The following is a 20,743-nucleotide window of genomic DNA, read 5'->3' as shown; positions in this document are numbered from 1 at the left end:
GGAGTCCGGGGAGTGGTGTCTACGCCGCTCCGGCAGGGGCCGGAGTGGAACCGCCCGCCAAGCGGTCGCCGATGGCCCGGAGGCCGTTCAGGTCGTGTACGTCGCCGGGCAGCGCTGCCACGGCCGTCACCGGCACCTCGGGGTGCAGCGCGGTGAAGCGGTCGCGGGTGCGGTGCTCGCGGGCGACGATCTGCATGCGCTCGGCGTGCAGGCGCAGCAGACCCGCCGTCAGCTCCTCGACGCCCACGGCCTCGTCGGCCACAGACTCGTCGTCCACGGCCTCAACGTCCACGGCCGCGTTGGCGGTCGCATCGGCAGAGCCGGCCGCGTCCGCGGGGGTCGTCGCGTCGTCAGGGGGGTTCGCGGATGTCGCGATGCTCTCGTGGGGCGGCTCGTTCTCCGTCGTGTCCTGGTGCTCGGCTGTGGGGTCGGGGCCGGACGCCTGCCCGGCCTCGGGGGAGAGGGGCGGCTCGGTCGGTCCGGAAGCGGTGACCGCCGGGTCGGGGGCTTCCTGGGCACCAAGGCCAGCTTTCCCGGCCCTCTGATCCACAATGCGGGCGTCGTCAAGATTTTCTGCGGCGGCCAGTGCCTGCTCGGCGGAGAGCCGCGAAGCCTCGCTGCCGTGCACGCGGTTGAGGACCAGACCGGCCAGCGGCATCTTCTCGGCGGCCAGCCGCTCCACGAAGTAGGCCGCCTCGCGCAGCGCGTCCTGCTCCGGCGTCGCCACCACGAGAAAGGCCGTGCCGGGCGCCTGGAGCAGCTTGTACGTGGCGTCCGCGCGGCTGCGGAAGCCGCCGAACATGGTGTCCATCGCGGAGACGAACGTCTGGACGTCCCGCAGGAACTGCCCCCCGAGCAGCTTGCCCAGCGTTCCGCTCATCATCGACATACCGACGTTGAGGAACTTCATCCCGGCCCGGCCGCCCACCTTCGCGGGCGCCATCAGCAGCCGGATGAACTTCCCGTCGAGGAACGATCCGAGCCGCTTCGGCGCGTCCAGGAAGTCCAGCGCGGAGCGCGAGGGAGGGGTGTCGACGATGATCAGGTCCCACTCGTCGCGCGCCCGCAACTGCCCGAGCTTCTCCATCGCCATGTACTCCTGCGTACCGGCGAAACCGGCCGACAGGGACTGGTAGAAGGGGTTATCCAGGATCGCCCTGGCCCGTTCGGCGTCCGCGTGGGCCTCGACGGTCTCGTCGAAGGTCCGCTTCATGTCCAGCATCATCGCGTGCAGTTCGCCCTGGCCGTCGATGCCGTCGACCCGCCTCGGCACGTTGTCCAGCCGGTCGATGCCCATGGACTGGGCGAGCCGGCGGGCCGGGTCGATGGTGAGGACGACGGCCTTCCGGCCGCGCTCGGCGGCCCGTACGCCCAGGGCGGCGGCGGTCGTGGTCTTGCCGACCCCGCCGGAGCCGCAGCACACGACGATCCGGATGCCCGGGTCGTCCAGCAGCGCGTCCGTGTCCAGCCCCGCCGCTGACGGGCCCCCACCGGCTGTGTTCGCCGTCATGCCTCTCCCTCTTCCCCCGCGCCCTGCTTACGGAGCTCCGTGGCCAGGTCGTGCAGCGCGGCGAGGTCCACCCCGTCGCCGATCAGCGGCAACTCCGCCGTCGGCAGCCCGAGACCGGCCAGCACGGCGCGCTGCTCCCGCTCCAGGCCGACCCGCTCGGCGTGCTCGGCCGCCTGTTCGACCAGGGGTCGTACGAGTGCCGCGGAGCCGGTCACTCCGGCCCGGGTCAGCGCTTTGGCGATCTCCTTGCGGCGGCCGCCCGCGGCGGTGCGCAGGGCATCCTCGTCGAGCAGATGCGGGCGGACCATGTTCACGAAGACGCTGCCCACGGGCAGTTCGGCGGCGCGCAGTTCGGCGATGCCGTCGGCGGTCTCCTGGACCGGCATTTCCTCCAGGAGGGTCACCAGATGGACCGCGGTCTGCGGGGACTTCAGGACCCGCATCACGGCCTGGGCCTGGTTGTGTATAGGGCCGATCCTGGCCAGCCCGGCGACCTCGTCGTTGACGTTCAGGAAGCGGGTGATCCGGCCGGTCGGCGGGGCGTCCATGATCACGTGGTCGTAGACGAACCGGCCCTGCTTGTCCTTGCGGCGTACGGCTTCGCACGCCTTGCCGGTCAGCAGGACGTCCCGGACGCCGGGCGCGATGGTGGTGGCGAAGTCGATCGCGCCGAGCTTCTTCAGCGCCCGGCCGGCGCTGCCGAGCTTGTAGAACATCTGGAGGTAGTCGAGGAGCGCGCGCTCGGCGTCGATCGCCAGCGCGAACACCTCGCCGCCGCCGGGCGCGACGGCGATCTTGCGCTCCTCGTAGGGGAGCGCCTCGGAACCGAAGAGCTGGGCGATGCCCTGCCTGCCCTCGACCTCGACGAGGAGGGTGCGCCTGCCCTCGGTCGCGAGGGCGAGCGCGAGGGCGGCGGCGACCGTGGTCTTACCGGTGCCGCCCTTGCCGCTGACGACCTGGAACCTGCTCACGTATTCGAGCCTAACCAGTCCGGCCCCGGGCTACGCACGGGACCGTACATGCCAGGCGTTACAGTCGGGCCCATGACCAAGTGGGAATACGCGACCGTGCCGCTTCTCGTGCACGCGACCAAGCAGATTCTGGACACCTGGGGCGAGGACGGCTGGGAGCTGGTCCAGGTCGTTCCCGGCCCGAACAACCCCGAGCAGCTCGTGGCCTACCTGAAGCGGGAGAAGGCGTAGTGGCGGGCGCCGTCGAGGCGCGGCTCGCCGAGCTCGGCCTGACCCTGCCCGCCGTCGTGCCACCGCTGGCCTCGTACCAGCCGGCCGTGCAGACCGGGGTGTACGTGTACACCTCGGGCCAGCTGCCGATGGTGGACGGCAAGCTCGCCGTCACCGGCAAGGTCGGCGCCGAGGTCACGCCGGACGAGGCGAAGGAGCTCGCGAAGACCTGCGCGCTCAACGCGCTGGCCGCCGTGAAGTCGGTCGCCGGCGACCTGGACCGGATCGAGCGCGTCGTGAAGGTCGTGGGCTTCGTCGCCTCGGCCTCCGACTTCACCGGACAGCCCGCCGTGATCAACGGCGCCAGCGAGCTGCTGGGCGCGGTCCTCGGCGAGAAGGGCGTGCACGCCCGCAGCGCCGTGGGCGTCGCCGTGCTGCCGTTGGACGCACCGGTCGAGGTCGAGGTCCAGGTGGAGCTCGCCGACGCCTGAGAATCCCGTCTCGCTCTGCCCTTCGATCCCGTCCGGTCCTCGCGACCGGGCGGGATCGTCCGTGTCCGGGGCGGGTCGGGCGGGGGCCGGGGCAGGTCTTCCGTGTCCGGGCAGGCCGGGCAGGCCAGGCGGGTCGCGCGTGTACGGGGCAGGTCGGGTGGGGACGGGACACGTCGGGCGGGGGGCGGGGCGTGCCGGGCCACCGCGACGATCACGGAACCCTCGAACATCGGCGCGGTTCCGGATAGCCTCCGGCCATGTCCCAAGGTCAGTGGTACCCCCCGGAATGGCCCGACCGGATCCGGGCCCTCGCCGCCGGTGAGCTGACGGCCGTGACACCCCGGCGGGCCGCCACCGTGATGCTGCTCCGCGATCCGGGCGGGCCCGGGGCGGGCGGGACGGGCGGCGTACCCGGTGGCCCTGTCGTGCACATGCTTCGCCGCCGGACCTCCATGGCCTTCGCCGGGGGCGCGTACGCCTATCCGGGCGGCGGGGTCGATCCGCGCGACGACGACCGGCTGATCGGGTGGGCCGGGCCCCCGCTGGAGCACTGGGCCGCCCGGCTCGGCGTGGCGACGGTCACCGAGGCGCAGGCCGTCGTCTGCGCGGCGGTGCGCGAGACGTTCGAGGAGGCGGGCGTCCTCCTCGCCGGGCCGACCGCGGGGACCGTGGTCGGCGACACGACCGGCGACGACTGGGAGGCCGACCGGGAGGCGCTGGTCGCCCGGGAGCTGTCCTTCGCGGAGTTCCTGGACCGGCGGGGCCTGGTGCTGCGCTCGGACCTGCTGGGCGCCTGGGCGCGCTGGATCACGCCGGAGTTCGAACCGCGCCGGTACGACACCTGGTTCTTCGTCGCCGCGCTCCCCGAGGGGCAGCGCACCCGGGACGTCTCCACCGAGGCCGACCGCACGGTGTGGATCGCCCCCGCCGACGCGGCCCGCCGCTACGACCGGGGCGAGCTGCTGATGATGCCGCCCACCGTGACCGCGCTGCGGGCCCTCGCGCCGTACAGGACGGCCGCCGAGGCCCTCGGGGCGGCCGACGGGCAGGACCTGACCCCCGTCCTCGCACAGGCCCGTCTGGAGGGCGGCGAACTGGTGCTGAGCTGGCCGGGGCACGACGAGTTCACCAAGCACGTACCCGCTGCGGGCCCGGCAGGCGGTGGAGCGTGAGCGACGCGGCAGCCCTGCCCGGACAGCCGCGCGGAACCGTGGCCTCCGGCCCCGCGACCACCCGCACGGTCAACATCCTCGCCCCCAACCCGTCCGCGATGACGCTCGACGGGACGAACACCTGGATCGTGGCCGAGCCCGACGCCGATCTCGCGGTCGTCATCGATCCCGGGCCGCTCGACGACGTCCACCTGCGGGCCGTGATCGGGGCGGTGGAGCGGTCCGGGCGGCGCGTGGGCCTCACGCTGCTCACCCATGGCCACCCCGACCACGCGGAGGGCGCGGGCCGGTTCGCGGAGCTGACGGGGACGAAGGTGCGAGCCCTGGACGCCGCGCTGCGGCTGGGCGACGAGGGCCTCGCGGCGGGCGACGTGATCACCACCGGCGGCCTGGAGCTGAGGGTCGTGCCGACGCCCGGGCACACCGCGGACTCGCTCTCGTTCCATCTGCCCGCCGACCGGGCGGTGCTGACGGGCGACACGATCCTCGGCCGCGGCACGACGGTGGTCGCGCACCCGGACGGGCGGCTCGGCGACTACCTGGACTCGCTCAGGCGGCTGCGGTCGCTGACGGTCGACGACGGCGTCCACACGGTGCTGCCGGGCCATGGCCCGGTGCTGGAGGACGCCCAGGGGGCGGTGGAGTTCTACCTGGCCCACCGCGCGCACCGGCTCGCCCAGGTGGAGACGGCGGTGGAGGCCGGGCACCGTACGCCGTCGGAGGTGGTGGCCACGGTCTACGCCGACGTGGACCGCTCCCTGTGGCCGGCCGCCGAGCTGTCGGTGCGGGCGCAGCTGGAGTATCTGACCGAGCACGGGCTGATCCAGAGCTGATCGGGCCCCCGGGCGGCGAAGGGCCCCCCGACGGACGTACCGGAGTGCGTACTCCGGTACGTGCCCCGGTCGGTGCGTACTCCGCTACCTGCCCGGTCGGCGGGGCCCTTCGCGTACGGAAACGAGGTCAGCGCGAACGCTTCGCCAGCCGCTCCACGTCCAGCAGAATGACCGCACGGGCCTCCAGGCGCAGCCAGCCGCGGCCCGCGAAGTCCGCGAGCGCCTTGTTGACCGTCTCGCGGGAGGCGCCGACCAGCTGGGCCAGCTCCTCCTGGGTGAGGTCGTGCACGACGTGGATGCCTTCCTCGGACTGGACGCCGAAGCGGCGCGACAGGTCCAGAAGGGCGCGGGCGACACGGCCCGGCACGTCGGAGAAGACCAGGTCGGACATCTGGTCGTTGGTCTTGCGGAGCCGGCGGGCGACCGCGCGCAGCAGCGCGGTGGCCACCTCGGGCCGGGCGTTCAGCCAGGGCTGCAGGTCGCCGTGGCCGAGGCCGAGGAGCTTGACCTCGGTCAGCGCGGAGGCGGTAGCCGTACGCGGGCCCGGGTCGAAGAGCGACAGCTCCCCGATCAGCTCGCCGGGGCCGAGCACGGCCAGCATGTTCTCGCGCCCGTCGGGCGAGGTGCGGTGGAGCTTCACCTTGCCCTCGGTGACCACGTACAGGCGGTCACCCTGGTCGCCCTCGTGGAACAGCGCGTCTCCGCGCGCGAGGGTCACCTCACTCATCGAGGCGCGGAGCTCCGCGGCCTGCTCATCATCGAGCGCCGCGAAAAGCGGGGCGCGCCGCAGAACGTCGTCCACGAGTTCTCTCCTTGTCGGCCTGTTCAGGGAACCGTGGTCCCCATCATGCCGGACGGTAAAACAGTGCGATCAATCACAAACCAGTTTGACGCACGGGCGTGCCGGAGCTGACGGCAGGGGGCCGATCGGGGGTGGATACGCCGTGACAGCGGTGGTTGTCGGTGCCTGGCTCTAGGCTGGCCGGGTGTCCAGAACGCCGGGGAGAGCGCAGGCCAAGGGGGCGGACGAGGCTCTGAAGGGCGACGATTCCGCTGTGGGCGAACAGCCCTGGCCGCGTCCTGCGAATGCCGCGAATGGCCTCCTCGGAGGGGCGCACGGCTCCCCCGGAGAGCCGGGGGGTCCGCTCCGGAAGTCGGCCAGGAGGTCCGCAGTGTCATCGTCATCGTCATCGTCAATGCCCGACCAACCCGACCAACCCGGCAAATCTGGCAAATCTGGCAAATCCGATAAAACGGCCAAGGGTGCCGCGGCGCGCAAGGCGCCGAAGGCGGAGTCGCACCTCGCGATGGTCCGCCGGGCGCGCCGGATCAACCGCGAGCTCGCCGAGGTCTACCCGTACGCCCATCCCGAGCTGGACTTCCGTAACCCGTTCGAGCTCCTCGTGGCCACGGTCCTCTCCGCCCAGACCACGGACCTGAGGGTCAACCAGACCACCCCCGCGCTCTTCGCCGCCTACCCCACCCCCGAGGACATGGCGGCGGCCGTGCCGGAGGAGATGGAGGAGATCATCCGGCCGACCGGGTTCTTCCGGGCCAAGACCAAGTCGCTGCTCGGTCTCTCGGCCGCCCTCCGGGACGAGTTCGGCGGCGAGGTCCCGGGGCGCCTGGAGGACCTGGTGAAGCTGCCCGGCGTCGGCCGCAAGACCGCCAACGTGGTCCTGGGCAACGCCTTCGGCGTCCCCGGCATCACCGTCGACACGCACTTCGGGCGCCTGGTGCGGCGCTGGAAGTGGACCGACGAGGAGGACCCGGTGAAGGTCGAGGCGGTCGTCGCCGGGATCTTCCCCAAGAGCGAGTGGACGATGCTCTCGCACCGGGTGGTGTTCCACGGACGCCGGATCTGCCACGCCCGCAAGCCCGCCTGCGGCGCCTGCCCCATCGCTCCGCTCTGTCCTTCGTACGGAGAGGGCGAGACCGATCCGGAGAAGGCCGGGAAGCTTCTCAAGTACGAGATGGGCGGTTATCCGGGCCAGCGGCTCAGTCCGCCCGCCGACTACCCGGGAAAGCCCGCGCCCGCGCTCGGGGCCGGGTGAGGGCGACGCCCCGCGTACGGCCCACGTACGGCCCACGCCCCCCGCACCTTCACCCCTCAGGACGGAACGGCTCGGAACGAAATGGCCGATGACAGGCGTTGTGAATCGACGGGGGTGCCTATGACGCACACGCACACACACGGCACGGCGCATGCCGGGAATCAGCTCGCCGAGGGGCCGGGTCACAGCGGTGGCGGCCGTGCTCCCGACCCGGCCGTCGCCGTCACCACGGACGGCCTGCCCGCGTGGCTCGACCCCGTCGCGGCGGCCGCGCGCAGCGTCCAGCCGCAGCAGCTCAGCCGCTTCCTGCCGCCCGAGAGCGGGGTGGGCCGGCAGTCCGCCGTCCTGGTCCTGTTCGGCGAGGGGGAGCGCGGGCCCGAACTGCTGCTGATGGAGCGCTCCGTGACCCTGCGCTCCCACGCCGGGCAGCCGTCCTTCCCCGGCGGCGCGCTGGACCCCGAGGACGGCGACCAGGCCACCATCGGGCCCCTGCGGGCGGCCCTGCGCGAGGCCGAGGAGGAGACCGGGCTCGACCCCCGGGGCGTTCAGCTCTTCGGCGTGCTGCCCCGGCTCTACATCCCGGTCAGCGGTTTCGTCGTGACGCCGGTGCTCGGCTGGTGGCGCGCGCCCAGCCCGGTCGGGGTGGTCGATCCGGCCGAGACGGCCCGGGTCTTCACGGTCCCCGTGGCCGATCTCACGGACCCCGCGAACCGGGCCACGGCCATCCACCCGAGCGGGCACAGCGGCCCGGCATTTCTGGTCGAATCGGCCCTGGTCTGGGGCTTCACCGCCGGAGTGATCGACCGGATCGTGCACTTCGCGGGATGGGAACGCCCCTGGGACAGGGCCAGACAGGTGCCGCTCGACTGGCGCGCATGACACGCTGGCTGTCCTGCTGCGCTGTTCCGGGCCCGGCCCGGACCCCGTCACCACCGACGGGCCAGGTGACGAAACTGCGAGGGTACAGACGGTGAACGTGCTGGACATCCTGCTGCTGCTGGCTGCCGTGTGGTTCGCGGTCATCGGCTATCGCCAGGGTTTCGTCGTCGGCATCCTGTCGGTGATCGGCTTCCTCGGGGGCGGTCTCGTCGCCGTCTACCTGCTGCCGGTCATCTGGGACCGGCTTACCGAGGACGCCGAGGTCTCCACCGCCGTCGCCATCGGCGCGGTCGTCATCGTGATCGTCTGCGCCTCGGTCGGCCAGGCCTTCACCACCCACCTGGGCAACAGACTCCGCCGGTACATCACGTGGTCGCCCGCGCGCGCCCTGGACGCCACCGGCGGCGCCCTGGTCAATGTGGTGGCCATGCTGCTGGTGGCCTGGATGATCGGCCTGCTGCTGGCGGGCACCTCGCTGCCGACCCTCGGCAAGGAGGTCCGCAGCTCCTCGGTGCTGCTGGGGGTCGACCGGGTGATGCCGAAGCAGGCGCCCAGCTGGTTCCAGGATTTCTCCTCCGTCCTCGCGCAGAACGGCTTCCCGCAGGTCTTCAGCCCGTTCGCCAACGAGCCGATCACCGAGGTCAAGGCCCCGGACCCGGCCCTCGTGGGAAGCCCGGTGGCCGCCCGCGCCAAGAAGTCGATCGTCAAGGTCGTGGGCACCGCCCCGAGCTGCGGCAAGGTCCTCGAAGGGACCGGCTTCGTCTTCTCCGAGCGCCGGGTGATGACCAACGCCCATGTGGTCGGCGGCGTGGAGGAGCCCACCGTGCAGATCGGCGGCGAAGGACGGCTGTACGACGCGAAGGTCGTCCTCTACGACTGGCAGCGCGACATCGCGGTCCTGGACGTCCCCGATCTCCGGGCCAGGCCACTGCAGTTCACCGGCCCGGACGACGACGCGGAGACCGGCGACAGCGCCATCGTCGCGGGCTTCCCCGAGAACGGCGCGTACGACGTGCGCTCGGCCCGCGTCCGCGCCCGCATCGACGCCGACGGCCCGGACATCTACCACCGGGGCACGGTGCGCCGCGATGTGTACTCGCTCTACGCGACGGTGCGCCAGGGCAACTCGGGCGGCCCGCTGCTCACTCCGGACGGGAAGGTGTACGGAGTGGTGTTCGCCAAGTCGCTCGACGACCCGGAGACCGGCTACGCGCTGACGGCCGACGAGATCCGCGAGGACATCGAGATCGGCCGCGAGGCCAACCAGCAGGTCGACAGCCAGGGCTGCGCCCTCTAGGGAGGGCCCGCCCCGGCCGAGCCGGTGAGGGTCAGTTGCGGGGGTGCCGGAGCCGTGCCGAGACCCAGCGGGCCCGCCGGCGGAGGATGCGCGGAATCCCGAGACGGGAACGGTGAAGGTCATGCACGTCGTGCACCCGGCCCCGGGGGCCGCCCCCCTCATGAGTGCTCACACCGGCTGACGCGGTGGAGCGGCGGTTGCGTGCTTCGTCAGTGAAGTCGTGCGTCCAGCCCATACCCCGACGTCTGCCCGTGACCCAAGGTCGGTAATCGTGCGCGAGTCAGCCAATCGGCCTATGCGGCAGGCAATTGGCTGTTCGTCGGACACGCGTGCCTGTGACGGGCGGGCGGCTACCGGTCGGGCTCGGGGTCCTTGAGCCAGTTGATGAGTTCGGTGGAGAAGCCGATCGGATCCTCCTCGTGCGGGAAGTGCCCGACACCGTCGAAAAGTCGCCACCGGTAGGGCGCCTCGACGTACTGGCCGGACCCGGCCGAACTACGGGTGCGGACCGCCGGATCGAGCGACCCGTGCAGGTGCAGCGTCGGCACCCGGACCGGACGTTTCATCCGCCGGTTGAACTGGATCCCGTCGGGGCGCGCCATCGACCGCACCATCCAGCGGTACGGCTCGATCGAGCAGTGGGCGGTGGAGGGAATGCTCATGGCCCGCCGGTAGACGTCCAGGGTCTCCTCGTCGGGGAACTCCGGGGTGCGGGGACCCGCCCAGTCCTGGATGAGGCTTCCGACCAGTGCCGCGTCGTCCGCGAGGAGCTGACGCTCCGGAAGCCACGGGCGCTGGAAGCCCCAGACGTACGAACCGGCCCGCGACTGCGCGAAGTCGGACAGCATCGACGAGCGCCATCGGCGCGGGTGCGGCATGGAGGAGACGGCGAGCCGGCGGACCAGCTTGGGCCGCATCACGGCGGCCGTCCAGGCGAGGTAGCCGCCGAGGTCGTGGCCGACCAGGGCCGCGTCGGGCTCCCCGAGGGAGCGGATCACCCCGGTGACGTCGAGGGCCAGGTTGGCGGGGTCGTAACCGCGGGGTGTGCGGTCGCTGCCGCCCACCCCGCGCAGGTCCATCGCGACCGCCCGGAACCCCGCGTCGGCGAGCGCGGTCAACTGGTGGCGCCAGGCCCACCAGAACTGCGGGAAGCCGTGCAGCAGGAGCACCAGCGGCCCCTCGCCCATCTCCGCGATGTGGAACCGCGCACCGTTGGCCGCCACGTCGCGGTGGGTCCAGGGGCCGTCGAGGCGCACCGGGCCCCCCGCGGCGGCCCGGCCCGCCCGGCTCGTGGCCGGTTCGGCCGGAGCTGCCGGACCCTCCGGGTCCACCGGACCCGTCGGGCCGAATGCGCTGGAATCGGGAACCGTCATGTGGATGAGCGTGCCACAGCGTCGGCCCTGCCCTTACCGGAGTCCGTACCGGAGTCCTTACGGGCGTCCTTTGCGGAGCCGCTCTCGATGCTCGTCTTCGCCAGGGTGCTGCCGGAGCGCTCGATGATCGCGGCGGCCGCGATCGACGGGCGCGGGTGCGGCTTGGCCTTCTGCAGGACGGCGGCGGTCTGCTTGGCGGAGGCGATGGACTTCTCCGGCGGCTTGATCTTCTTGAACTTCCGCAGGCCGATGAACCCGATCAGGGCGGCCAGGAGGATGAAGGCGCCCGCCACGATCAGGAAGGACCACGCCAGGCCCAGGCCCAGGTTGTGGATCCCGTACGCGGCCGCGAAGCTCAGCATCGGCATCGTGAACAGCAGCAGCACGCCCGCGGCGATGAACGCCGCGCTGCCGATCGCCCCGCGCTTGACGTCCTGCCGCACCTCCGCCTTGGCCAGGGCGATCTCGTCGTGCACCAGCGCGGACATCTCGGCCGTCGCCGAGGCGACCAGCTGCCCGATGCTGCGGTCCGCACTGCCCGCGTAGTTGCCGGGGTCGCTCATCCCTGACTCCCTCTCCGTCTTCGACACGTCCGATGTCAGATCATGCCGGACTGTTCGGCTCGTCGCGCGCTGCCCCCGCCCGCTCTTCGGCGAGACGGCGGTGTTCTGCCGCCTTCCGCTCGTGGATGGCGGCCATCCGCAGGTGATATTCCGGATCATCCTGCTCGTAGACGTCGGGTACCCCGGATTCGTCCTCGTCCAGCTCCTCGGCCTCGTACAACTCCTTGTACCTGCGTACCCGGAGTTTGAGCAGTACGCAGGCAAGCAGAGCGGCGATCAACGAACCGAGCAGTACGGCGGCCTTGATCTCGTTGATCATCTCCGGGTCGCCCTCGAAGGCCAGCTCCCCGATGAGCAGCGAGACGGTGAACCCGATGCCGGCGAGCGAGGCGAGCGCCAGGACATCGGCCCAGGCCAGGTCCTTGTTCAGCTCCGCCTTGGTGAAGCGGGCGGCCAGGTAGGTGCCGCCGAAGATACCGACGGTCTTGCCGACGACGAGACCGAGGACGACGCCGAGCGTCTCGGGCCGGGTGAAGACGCCGGCCAGCGCCTCACCGTTCAGCGCGACCCCGGCCGAGAACAGGGCGAACAGCGGGACGGCGATCCCGGCGGAGAGCGGGCGGACCAGGTGTTCGATGTGCTCGCCGGGGGAGTGCTTCTCTCCCTCGCGACGGCTGCAGCGCAGCATCAGGCCCATCGCGACCCCGGCGATGGTGGCGTGGATGCCGCTGTTGTACATCAAACCCCAGATGACCAGGGCGAGCGGAACGTAGACGTACCAGCCCCGGACATCGAAGCGGAGGAGCAGGTAGAAGACGGCCAGGCCGAGCACGGCACCGCCGAGCGCCAGGAAGTTCAGGTCCGAGGTGAAGAACACCGCGATGATCAGGATCGCGAAGAGGTCGTCGACGACGGCCAGGGTCAGCAGAAAGGCCCGCAGTGCGGACGGCAGCGAGGTGCCGATCACCGCGAGGACGGCCAGCGCGAAGGCGATGTCGGTGGCGGTGGGGACGGCCCAGCCGTTCGTCGAGCCGCCGCCGACGACCACGGTGAAGTAGTAGACGAGGGCGGGCACGGCCATGCCGCACAGGGCCGCCACCACCGGGAGGGCCGCAGCCTTCGGATCGCGGAGTTCGCCCGCCACCAGCTCGCGCTTGAGCTCGACGCCGGCGACGAAGAAGAAGACCGCGAGCAGCCCGTCCGCCGCCCAGTGTGCGACGGAGAGGTCCAGGCCGATGGCGTCGATGCCGAAGTGGAACTTGCTGACCGCTTCGTACGAGTCACCGAAGGCGTTGGCCCAGACGAGCGCGGCGACCGCCGCGGCCAGCAGAAGCACCCCGCCGACCGTCTCGGTGCGAAGCGCTTCCGCCACGTAGTTCCGCTCGGTGAGGGAGAGCCGGCCGAGCAGCGGGCGCCGGGGCGGGGCGGGCGGCGCGGGCGAGTTGGGCGGTGCCACGAGAGGACCTCCAGGTCAGGGGCGGCATGAGGGCATGGCTGATGGACATGCCGACCAGACTTCCCGGCGCCCCTGTGGAGATGTTCTCTGCAGTTGTGGTGAAGCGCCCACTCTACCGGGGGCGTGAAGAGCGGGACCGTATGAGGTGATCTTCAGACTAAATGCCCGATGGGCACCCGGCGCGTTGCCGGATGCCCATCGGAGCCGTACTCCGTAGTGATGTGTCTGTTCGGTACCTGCTCTGTTCGGTACCTGCTCTGTTCTGCGCTGTCGTCTGCGCTGTCGGTCCTAGTCCTCGGACGAGGAGGACGGCAGCTGGGTGGTGATCAGGTCCATCACGGAGGAGTCGGTCAGCGTGGTGACGTCGCCCAGCTCGCGGTTCTCGGCGACGTCGCGGAGGAGGCGGCGCATGATCTTGCCGGAGCGGGTCTTGGGCAGCTCGGCGACCGGCAGGACCCGCTTGGGCTTGGCGATCGGGCCGAGAGTCGTGCCGACGTGGTTGCGCAGGTCGGCGACGAGTTCGTCGGAGGCGGTGGCGGTACCGCGCAGGATCACGAACGCCACGATGGCCTGGCCGGTCGTCTCGTCCGCGGCGCCGACCACGGCGGCCTCGGCGACCGACGGGTGGGAGACGAGGGCGGACTCGACCTCGGTGGTGGAGATGTTGTGCCCGGAGACGAGCATGACGTCGTCGACCCGGCCGAGCAGCCAGATGTCGCCGTCCTCGTCCTTCTTCGCGCCGTCACCCGCGAAGTACTTGCCCTCGAAACGCGACCAGTAGGTGTCGAGGAACCGCTGGTCGTCACCCCAGATGGTGCGGAGCATGGAGGGCCACGGCTCGGTGAGGACGAGGTAGCCGCCCCCGCCGTCCGGCACCTCGTTGGCGTCGTCGTCCACGACGGTGGCGGCGATGCCCGGCAGCGCGCGCTGGGCGCTTCCCGGCTTCGTCTCCGTCACACCAGGCAGCGGCGAGATCATCATCGCGCCGGTCTCGGTCTGCCACCAGGTGTCCACGATGGGGCACTTGTCGGCGCCGATGTTCTTCCGGTACCACATCCACGCCTCGGGGTTGATCGGCTCACCGACCGAACCCAGGACGCGGAGGCTGCTCAGGTCGAACTTCGCGGGGATGTCGTCGCCCCACTTCATGAACGTACGGATCGCCGTGGGGGCGGTGTAGAGGATCGTGACGCCGTACTTCTGCACGATCTCCCAGAACCGGCCCTGGTGCGGGGAGTCCGGGGTGCCCTCGTACATGACCTGCGTCGCACCGTTGGCCAGCGGCCCGTAGACGATGTACGAGTGCCCGGTCACCCAGCCGATGTCGGCGGTGCACCAGTAGACGTCGGACTCCGGCTTGAGGTCGAAGACCGCGTTGTGCGTGTACGACGCCTGGGTGAGGTAGCCGCCGGAGGTGTGCAGGATGCCCTTCGGCTTACCCGTGGTGCCCGAGGTGTAGAGGATGAAGAGCGGCTGCTCCGCCTCGAAGGCCTCGGGGGTGTGCTCGGCAGACTGCCGGGCGGTGATCTCGTGCCACCAGACGTCGCGGCCCTCGGTCCACGCGGTGTCCTGGCCGGTGCGGCGGACGACGAGGACGTGCTCGACGTTCTCGAACCGTGAGACGGCGTCGTCGACCGCGGGCTTGAGCGCGGACGGCTTGCCGCGGCGGTAGCCGCCGTCGGCCGTGATGACGACCTTGGCGTCCGCGTCCTTGATACGGGCGGCGATGGCGTCGGCCGAGAAACCGCCGAAGACCACGGAGTGCGCGGCGCCGATACGGGCACAGGCCAGCATCGCGATCGCGGCCTCGGGGATCATCGGCAGGTAGACGGCGACCCGGTCGCCCTTGCCGACGCCCAGTTCGGTCAGGGCGTTGGCGGCGCGGGAGACCTCGTCCTTCAGCTCCGCGTAGGTGATGGCCCGGCTGTCGCCCGGCTCGCCCTCGAAGTGGATGGCGACCCGGTCGCCGTTGCCCGCCTCGACGTGGCGGTCCACGCAGTTGTACGCGACGTTCAGCTTGCCGTCCGCGAACCACTTCGCGAAGGGCGGGTTGCTCCAGTCGAGGGTCTCGGTCGGCTCGGTGGCCCACGTCAGGCGGCGGGCCTGCTCGGCCCAGAAGCCCAGCCGGTCCGCCTCGGCCTGCTCGTACGCCTCTGCGGTGACGTTGGCGTTGGCGGCCAGCTCAGCAGGCGGAGCGAATTTCCGCTCTTCCCGAAGCAGGTTGGCCAGGCTCTCGTTGCTCACGACTTCTCCCAGTCCCAGGGTGTCCGTTGTGTCCCGGTGCATAGCTCATCAGGCGCGGGGCCAGGTGACAAGGGCCTGCCGGGAATTGGTTTAGACCTGTGTCTTCGTGTATGGAGCCATGATCCCGCTCCGCGGTCGAGGGTCGCCGTACGACGCGTGGCGCGCGGCAGTTCCGTCCCCGTCGGGGTGCGTCGCGGGGCGCGTCGCGGCGTGTCGGCCGGTATGGCGGGTTCGGGGATGTGGCGGGGTGCGACGCGGAACGGGGTCACCCGGTTGCACGGCTCCGGTGCTCGCCCGGTTCAGGGCGGAGGCGTTCGGGCTAGTTGATAACTCTTATCAGTGAATAGGCAGCTTTTCATTCGGTATGTCGCCCTTGCTGTGCGGAACCGCGTGCGAATTTGGCCGCGCCGTGTCGGCACTTCAACGCAAATAACCTGCAAGGAAGAGGGTGGGCGGATGATGGCCGCCACGAAGAGGATCGCTTTGGGCGTCATGTCCACGGCCTTGGTCGCCGTGCTCGCGGGCTGTTCCGGAGCCGGATCCGGGGGGTCCGCCTCGGAGGGCGCCGGATCCGACACGGAGAAGGGCGCCCATGGCGCCAAGGAGAACCCCCCGGCCGCCGCCCCGAAGAACGCGGTCAAGCTCATCGGGGACGGGTCCACCGCCTTCACCGGGGCCCAGCCGAAGATGCCGGCCGTCGAACGTCTGGCGCCCGGCGAGAAGCCTCCTCAGTTCGTGGTGTTCTCCTGGGACGGCGCCGGAGAGGACAGCCAGAAGCTCTTCTCGCACTTCCGCGGCGTGGCCAAAAAGTACAACGCCAAGATGACGTACTTCCTCAGCGGCGTGTACCTGCTGCCGGAGGAGAAGAAGGACCTCTACAACCCGCCCCAGCACGCGCCGGGCCGCTCCGACATCGGCTTCAACGACACCGAGGGCATCCGTGACACCCTCAACGAGGTGCGTGCCGCGTGGCTGGAAGGCAACGAGATCGGCACCCACTTCAACGGCCACTTCTGTGGCAAGGACGGCGGCGTCGGGACCTGGTCCGTCGATGAGTGGAAGAGCGAGATCAGCCAGGCGAAAGCTTTCGTCAAGAGTTGGAAGACCAACACTCCGGAGCTGAAGAACGAGGCCCCGCTCCCCTTCGACTACGACAAGGAACTGGTCGGCGCCCGCACCCCCTGCCTCGAAGGCCAGAAGAACATGGTCGCCGCTGCCCGGACCACGGGCTTCCGCTACGACTCCAGCGGCGTCGGCAACCAGGTCTGGCCCAAGAAGAAGGACGGGGTCTGGGACATTCCGCTCCAGCTCGTGCCGATGCCGGGCCGCGCCTTCGAGACCCTCTCGATGGACTACAACTTCATGGTCAACCAGTCCGGTACGGCCACCCAGGGAGACCCCTCCCAGCACGAGTACTGGGGCAACCAGATGCGGGACGGGCTGCTTCAGGCCTTCGACCGCTCGTACAACGGCAACCGGGCGCCCCTGATCATCGGCAACCACTTCGAGTCCTGGAACGGCGGCACCTACATGCGCGCCATCGAGGAGACCATCGCGCAGGTGTGCACCAAGGAGGGCGTGCGCTGCGTGTCCTTCCGCCAGCTCGCCGACTGGCTGGACGCACAGGACCCGAAGATGCTGGGCAAGCTCACCACGCTCGGCGTCGGCGAGGCCCCCAAGGCGGGCTGGTCCTCCTACCTCGGCACCCAGCAGGCCGCCGCGCAGCCCACGGACAAGGACAAGGGCAAGGAACAGGGCGAGGGCGAGGGCAGGGGTAAGGGCGAGGGTAAGGGCCAGGCGCCGGCCGAGGACGCCGGGGCGGCCCCGGGTCAGGCTCCGGGCGGGGACGCCGGAGAGGCCCCGGACCAGGCCCCGGACCAGGCCAGGGGTACTGCCTCGGGTCAGGGTGACGCGGGTTCGGCTCCCGCCGGAGCGACGGGCTGAAGCATCGAGGGAACGTCGGCCGGAGTATCGGCCGATCACGCGCGCCGCATCGTTCGCACCCTCGTCGGCCACTGAGAGGTGGCCGACGAGGGGGTCCCGTGCGACGAGTCAGGCGGGCGCGGTCACGCCCGCTGCTGCGTGGCGTTCGTCGAGCACGAAGGCGGGGTCGACCTGGGCGGCCAGGTCGGCGCCGGTCTTCTCGTTGCCCCAGCTCTCGGCGTTCTTCAGGTGGAAGTGCACCATCTGTCGTGTGTAGCGCTCCCAGTCACGCGACCCGTACGAGTCCTCGGCGGCGTCCTGCAGCGTCTGCAGGGCCATCCGATTGTCGGCCTCCAGCAGCTCGAACCTGGACGGCCGCCCCTTCTCCATCGACCGTACCCAGTCGGAGTGGCCGATCCCGATCAGCAGGTCGTCGCCGACCTCCGCATGCAGGAACTCCAGGTCGTCCGGGCCCTGCACCTTGTTCCCGACGACCTTCAGGGCGACGCCGAAGTCGCGTGCGTACTCCTTGTACTGGCGATAGACGGACACCCCCTTACGGGTCGGCTCCGCAACCAGGAACGTCATGTCGAAGCGCGTGAACATGCCCGAGGCGAACGAGTCCGAGCCCGCCGTCATGTCGACCACGACGTACTCGTCGGGGCCGTCGACCAGGTGGTTGAGGCAGAGCTCCACGGCCCCGACCTTGGAGTGATAGCAGGCCACTCCGAGATCGGACTCTGTGAAGGGCCCCGTCGCCATCAGCCGGACGTCCCCGTCGTCCAGCCGAACCGTGCACGCGCAGGCCGCGAAGATCGGGTTGTCCTCGCGGACCCGCAGCAGCCGGGAGCCCTCGCCGGGCGGAGTCGTCTTGATCATCGTCTCGGCGGAAGCGATACGAGGGTTGGCGCCCCGGAGGTAGTCCTTGATGAGGGGGAGGTGCGCCCCCATCGCGGGCAGCGCGGCGGCCTCTGCCTCGTCCAGGCCGAGAGCGGCCCCCAGGTGCTGGTTGATATCGGCGTCCACGGCGATGACGTGGGCTTCGTTGGCGGCGAGATGGCGGATGAAGAGCGAGGACAGCGTGGTCTTTCCGCTGCCGCCCTTCCCGACGAAAGCGATCTTCATGTTCACCTAGGGTAGCGGGTCCGTTGCGGTGTGCTGTCACTGTTCGTGAAGAAGGCCACGTGCGGCTGGGGGTGGTAGGGGCGTGGTGGGCGCGTAGCCTCGCTACTTATGAGTACGACTGCCTCTGACCCGCTCGCCGCGCTCGGTTCCCTGCCCGGCGTTCCCGATGCCGTGGACTCCGTGCGCAAGGCCGTCGACCGGGTCTACGGTCATCGCGTCATGCGACGCCGCAGCAACGAGGTCACGGCCGAAGCCGCACTTCGGGGCTCTCGTGGTTCGGCCGCGCTGGCCGGTGCCGACTGGAACCTCGAGGAAGTGCGTCGGCGTACCGACTTCAGCGGCGAGGACGAGGCGCGCATGGTCGGCGCCGCGCTGAGGCTCACCGCGGAAGCTGGGCAACTCCTTTCCATCTGGCGACAGTCACCGCTGCGGGTGCTGGCTCGGTTGCATCTGGTGGCGGCCGGCGGAGCGACTCCCGACGACGCGCTTGTGGGGCGCCCTCGGCTGGCGGGTGAATCCGTCGACGAGCCGCTGATCGAGGCACCGATTCCCGGGGCCGAGGAGGTCGCCGGACGACTCGAAGGGCTCTCGCGGCTGATCATTGCGGGCGGCAGCGCCCCCGCCCTGGTCACGGCCGCCGTGGTGCACGGCGAGCTACTGGCGTTGCGCCCGTTCGGCTCGCACAACGGTCTGGTGGCCCGGACCGCCGAGCGCATCGTGCTGATCGGCAGCGGGCTTGACCCGAAGTCGATCTGCCCGGCCGAGGTGGGACACGCGGAGCAGGGCCGGGCGGCCTATGTCGCGGCGTTCGAGGGCTATACGGCCGGCACCCCGGAGGGCATGGCAGCCTGGATCATCCACTGCGGGCGCTCCGTCGAGCTGGGTGTGCGCGAGTCGACCGCGGTGTGCGAGGCGCTTCAGCGCGGCGCAGCCTGAGGCACCCTGCCGCTGCCCGGGGCCGATGCCGACCCGGGTCGATGTCGGATCGGGCCGATGCCGGATCAGGGCCGGCGCGGGAGCGAGGTCGACGCGGCCTCGGGGGCGCATGTGGCCGCGACGCTCATCGCTCATCGCTCGACGTGTCTCCGGGCGGAAGCGGCCCAAGGGCCCGATGCTGCAGACGTCCCCGTCGGAGGATGCGAGTGGCGCCGAAGGCGCTGCCGGGTGAAGCAGTCGACTTCCGGGCGGCCGTGGGGTGATGGCCCGGGGCAAGGGTTGCGGCGGCACCGACGTGCGGTACCGCCGCTGGCACGTCCGCCCAGTTACCAAGCGTCCTCGTAAATTGCCCATCAGGTCGGGTACTTTGCCCGTCACCTGGTGCGGCTGGCCCGTAATCGACGGGTCGACGTCGCGTGGGTGCTCGGCTTTCGTGCGCGGTCCGTGGGGCCGTTCTGCGGTACAGGTCATCCTCGCGGATGTCCTTGGTCTCGCGGGCCGTTAAGTCCTTTGTACTCCAGGACCAGGGGAAGGGATACCCCTGGCCCCGCTTCTTTACTTTTAGGTTCAATCAAGGGCGAATCGGGCGAGGCGCCATTCCGGTGGAGCGCCCGTGTTCACCCTGCTGTGCTTCGCACCCTCTCACCCAGGCAGGGGGGCGCCGGTGGCACGTCGACGACTGGCGTACCAGACCAGCCCGGCGGTGACGGCCGCCGCGCCAACCGCGGCCGCCGCCACGAGAGCGGGGCGGGGAGGCATCGAGAAGGCGGGCAGTCGCTGCTTGAGTCGGACCGGGCGGTTGAAGACGAGAATCGGCCACTCGCGGAGGGTCGCTTCGCGGCGCAGCGCGCGGTCGGGGTTGACCGCGTGCGGGTGGCCGACCGACTCCAACATCGGTACATCGGTCGCCGAGTCGCTGTAGGCGTAGCAGCGCGAAAGGTCGTACCCCTCCGAGACCGCGAGCGCCTTCACGGCCTCGGCCTTGGTCGGTCCGTAGGCGTAGTACTCGACCTCGCCCGTGAAGCACCCGTCGTCACCGACGACCATGCGCGTGGCGACGACGCGGTCGGCGCCGAGCAATTCGCCGATGGGCTCGACGACTTCGGCACCCGAGGTCGAAACGATGACCACATCGCGCCCCGCCGTGTGGTGCTCTTCGATGAGGGTGGCGGCCTCGTCGTAGATGATCGGGTCGATCAGGTCGTGCAGGGTCTCGGCGACGATCTCCTTGACCTGCTGGACGTTCCATCCCTTGCAGAGGGCGGAGAGATATTCACGCATCCGCTCCATCTGGTCGTGATCTGCGCCCCCGGCGAGGAACACAAACTGTGCGTACGCAGTGCGCAGTACAGCGCGGCGGTTGATCAGTCCGCCTTGATAGAAGGACTTGCTGAAGGTCAGCGTCGAAGACTTCGCAATGACCGTCTTGTCCAGGTCAAAGAAGGCTGCTGTGCGCGGCGAGAAGCAGTTTTCCACAACGCTGAGCATAGGGGCCCACCATTCGGCGTAAACTCCGGCGCGTGGGTTTGCCTGAGAAGGCCCTCGGGTACACCATGGAAGTCACGGATCGTTCGCGACCGTGCTAACCCGGTCCGACTCCTCCCCCCCCGAGTCGGCCGTGGGGACGACCCCCGCTCTCCCCCCCGGCGGGGGTCGTCGCATGTCCGGACGCGTTTTAGGGGTGGAAACCACCTGAGCCTCCCGTC

The 20,743-nt window shown here is 70.5% G+C and carries 19 protein-coding genes; 9 read left to right on the top strand and 10 right to left on the bottom strand.

Annotated features, from left to right (window positions below):
• Positions 1 to 19: 19 nt before the first annotated feature.
• Positions 20 to 1,510 carry an ArsA family ATPase gene (locus tag N7925_RS16010; protein WP_274344229.1) on the bottom strand — a complete coding sequence of 497 codons (1,491 nt, stop codon included), beginning with the start codon at positions 1,508 to 1,510 and terminating at the stop codon, positions 20 to 22.
• The gene (locus tag N7925_RS16005) at positions 1,507 to 2,481 is read right to left on the bottom strand and encodes an ArsA family ATPase (protein WP_265600282.1); all 975 of its coding nucleotides are present in this window, start codon (positions 2,479 to 2,481) and stop codon (positions 1,507 to 1,509) included. Before N7925_RS16005 ends, N7925_RS16010 begins: the two co-directional genes overlap by 4 nt.
• A gap of 72 nt (positions 2,482 to 2,553) precedes the next feature.
• Between N7925_RS16005 and N7925_RS16000 the strand changes: the two genes are divergently transcribed.
• From N7925_RS16000 to N7925_RS15985, 4 genes are all read left to right on the top strand, one after another.
• Complete coding sequence (locus N7925_RS16000) at positions 2,554 to 2,712, top strand: DUF4177 domain-containing protein (protein ID WP_003967454.1); 159 nt, start codon at positions 2,554 to 2,556, stop codon at positions 2,710 to 2,712.
• Positions 2,712 to 3,182 (top strand): RidA family protein, encoded by a 471-nt coding sequence (locus tag N7925_RS15995; RefSeq protein ID WP_274344228.1) that lies wholly within the window; start codon positions 2,712 to 2,714, stop codon positions 3,180 to 3,182. The genes N7925_RS16000 and N7925_RS15995 overlap by 1 nt, the downstream gene beginning before the upstream one ends.
• Positions 3,183 to 3,439: 257 nt before the next feature.
• The gene (locus N7925_RS15990; RefSeq protein WP_274344227.1) at positions 3,440 to 4,354 is read left to right on the top strand and encodes an NUDIX hydrolase; all 915 of its coding nucleotides are present in this window, start codon (positions 3,440 to 3,442) and stop codon (positions 4,352 to 4,354) included.
• Positions 4,351 to 5,187, top strand: coding sequence for an MBL fold metallo-hydrolase (locus tag N7925_RS15985; protein WP_265600279.1), 837 nt, complete (start codon positions 4,351 to 4,353; stop codon positions 5,185 to 5,187). The genes N7925_RS15990 and N7925_RS15985 overlap by 4 nt, the downstream gene beginning before the upstream one ends.
• Before the next feature lie 127 nt (positions 5,188 to 5,314).
• Here the strand turns inward: N7925_RS15985 and N7925_RS15980 are convergent, their stop codons facing one another.
• Positions 5,315 to 5,989, bottom strand: a complete 675-nt coding sequence (locus N7925_RS15980) for a Crp/Fnr family transcriptional regulator (protein WP_003967450.1) — start codon at positions 5,987 to 5,989, stop codon at positions 5,315 to 5,317.
• 394 nt (positions 5,990 to 6,383) lie between these two features.
• On the opposite strand from N7925_RS15980, the gene nth reads away from it, so the two are divergent.
• The 3 genes from nth (at position 6,384) to N7925_RS15965 (ending at position 9,417) form a co-directional block, all read left to right on the top strand.
• Positions 6,384 to 7,241: an endonuclease III gene (gene nth / locus N7925_RS15975; protein WP_274344226.1), complete on the top strand. Its 858-nt coding sequence runs from the start codon at positions 6,384 to 6,386 to the stop codon at positions 7,239 to 7,241.
• A gap of 120 nt (positions 7,242 to 7,361) precedes the next feature.
• On the top strand, positions 7,362 to 8,120 hold the full coding sequence (locus N7925_RS15970; RefSeq protein ID WP_265600277.1) for an NUDIX hydrolase: 759 nt from the start codon (positions 7,362 to 7,364) through the stop codon (positions 8,118 to 8,120).
• Between the two features lie 91 nt (positions 8,121 to 8,211).
• On the top strand, positions 8,212 to 9,417 hold the full coding sequence (locus N7925_RS15965; protein ID WP_265600276.1) for a MarP family serine protease: 1,206 nt from the start codon (positions 8,212 to 8,214) through the stop codon (positions 9,415 to 9,417).
• Positions 9,418 to 9,448: 31 nt separating this feature from the next.
• Here N7925_RS15965 and N7925_RS15960 read toward each other — a convergent pair whose 3' ends face one another.
• From N7925_RS15960 to acs, 5 genes are all read right to left on the bottom strand, one after another.
• Entirely contained in the window at positions 9,449 to 9,652 is a 204-nt protein-coding gene (locus N7925_RS15960) for a hypothetical protein (RefSeq protein WP_073740733.1), read from the bottom strand.
• 115 nt (positions 9,653 to 9,767) lie between these two features.
• The gene (locus tag N7925_RS15955) at positions 9,768 to 10,790 is read right to left on the bottom strand and encodes an alpha/beta fold hydrolase (protein ID WP_265600275.1); all 1,023 of its coding nucleotides are present in this window, start codon (positions 10,788 to 10,790) and stop codon (positions 9,768 to 9,770) included.
• Positions 10,787 to 11,353: a phage holin family protein gene (locus N7925_RS15950; protein ID WP_265600274.1), complete on the bottom strand. Its 567-nt coding sequence runs from the start codon at positions 11,351 to 11,353 to the stop codon at positions 10,787 to 10,789. Before N7925_RS15950 ends, N7925_RS15955 begins: the two co-directional genes overlap by 4 nt.
• Before the next feature lie 40 nt (positions 11,354 to 11,393).
• The gene (gene nhaA, locus N7925_RS15945; RefSeq protein ID WP_265600273.1) at positions 11,394 to 12,809 is read right to left on the bottom strand and encodes a Na+/H+ antiporter NhaA; all 1,416 of its coding nucleotides are present in this window, start codon (positions 12,807 to 12,809) and stop codon (positions 11,394 to 11,396) included.
• Between the two features lie 288 nt (positions 12,810 to 13,097).
• Entirely contained in the window at positions 13,098 to 15,095 is a 1,998-nt protein-coding gene (gene acs, locus N7925_RS15940) for an acetate--CoA ligase (protein ID WP_274344225.1), read from the bottom strand.
• A 414-nt stretch (positions 15,096 to 15,509) separates the two neighbouring features.
• On the opposite strand from acs, the gene N7925_RS15935 reads away from it, so the two are divergent.
• Positions 15,510 to 16,997 carry a hypothetical protein gene (locus N7925_RS15935; protein ID WP_274344224.1) on the top strand — a complete coding sequence of 496 codons (1,488 nt, stop codon included), beginning with the start codon at positions 15,510 to 15,512 and terminating at the stop codon, positions 16,995 to 16,997.
• Positions 16,998 to 17,105: 108 nt separating this feature from the next.
• Here the strand turns inward: N7925_RS15935 and N7925_RS15930 are convergent, their stop codons facing one another.
• The gene (locus N7925_RS15930) at positions 17,106 to 18,101 is read right to left on the bottom strand and encodes an ATP-binding protein (protein ID WP_274344223.1); all 996 of its coding nucleotides are present in this window, start codon (positions 18,099 to 18,101) and stop codon (positions 17,106 to 17,108) included.
• A 108-nt stretch (positions 18,102 to 18,209) separates the two neighbouring features.
• On the opposite strand from N7925_RS15930, the gene N7925_RS15925 reads away from it, so the two are divergent.
• Positions 18,210 to 19,037, top strand: a complete 828-nt coding sequence (locus N7925_RS15925; protein WP_274344222.1) for an oxidoreductase — start codon at positions 18,210 to 18,212, stop codon at positions 19,035 to 19,037.
• A 642-nt stretch (positions 19,038 to 19,679) separates the two neighbouring features.
• On the opposite strand, the gene N7925_RS15920 is transcribed toward N7925_RS15925, so the two are convergent.
• The gene (locus N7925_RS15920; RefSeq protein WP_265600268.1) at positions 19,680 to 20,525 is read right to left on the bottom strand and encodes an HAD family hydrolase; all 846 of its coding nucleotides are present in this window, start codon (positions 20,523 to 20,525) and stop codon (positions 19,680 to 19,682) included.
• Positions 20,526 to 20,743 lie beyond the last annotated feature (218 nt).

The sequence above is a fragment of the Streptomyces sp. CA-278952 genome, from assembly GCF_028747205.1.
Classification (GTDB): domain Bacteria; phylum Actinomycetota; class Actinomycetes; order Streptomycetales; family Streptomycetaceae; genus Streptomyces.
This window is presented reverse-complemented; position numbering and strand designations above follow the sequence as displayed.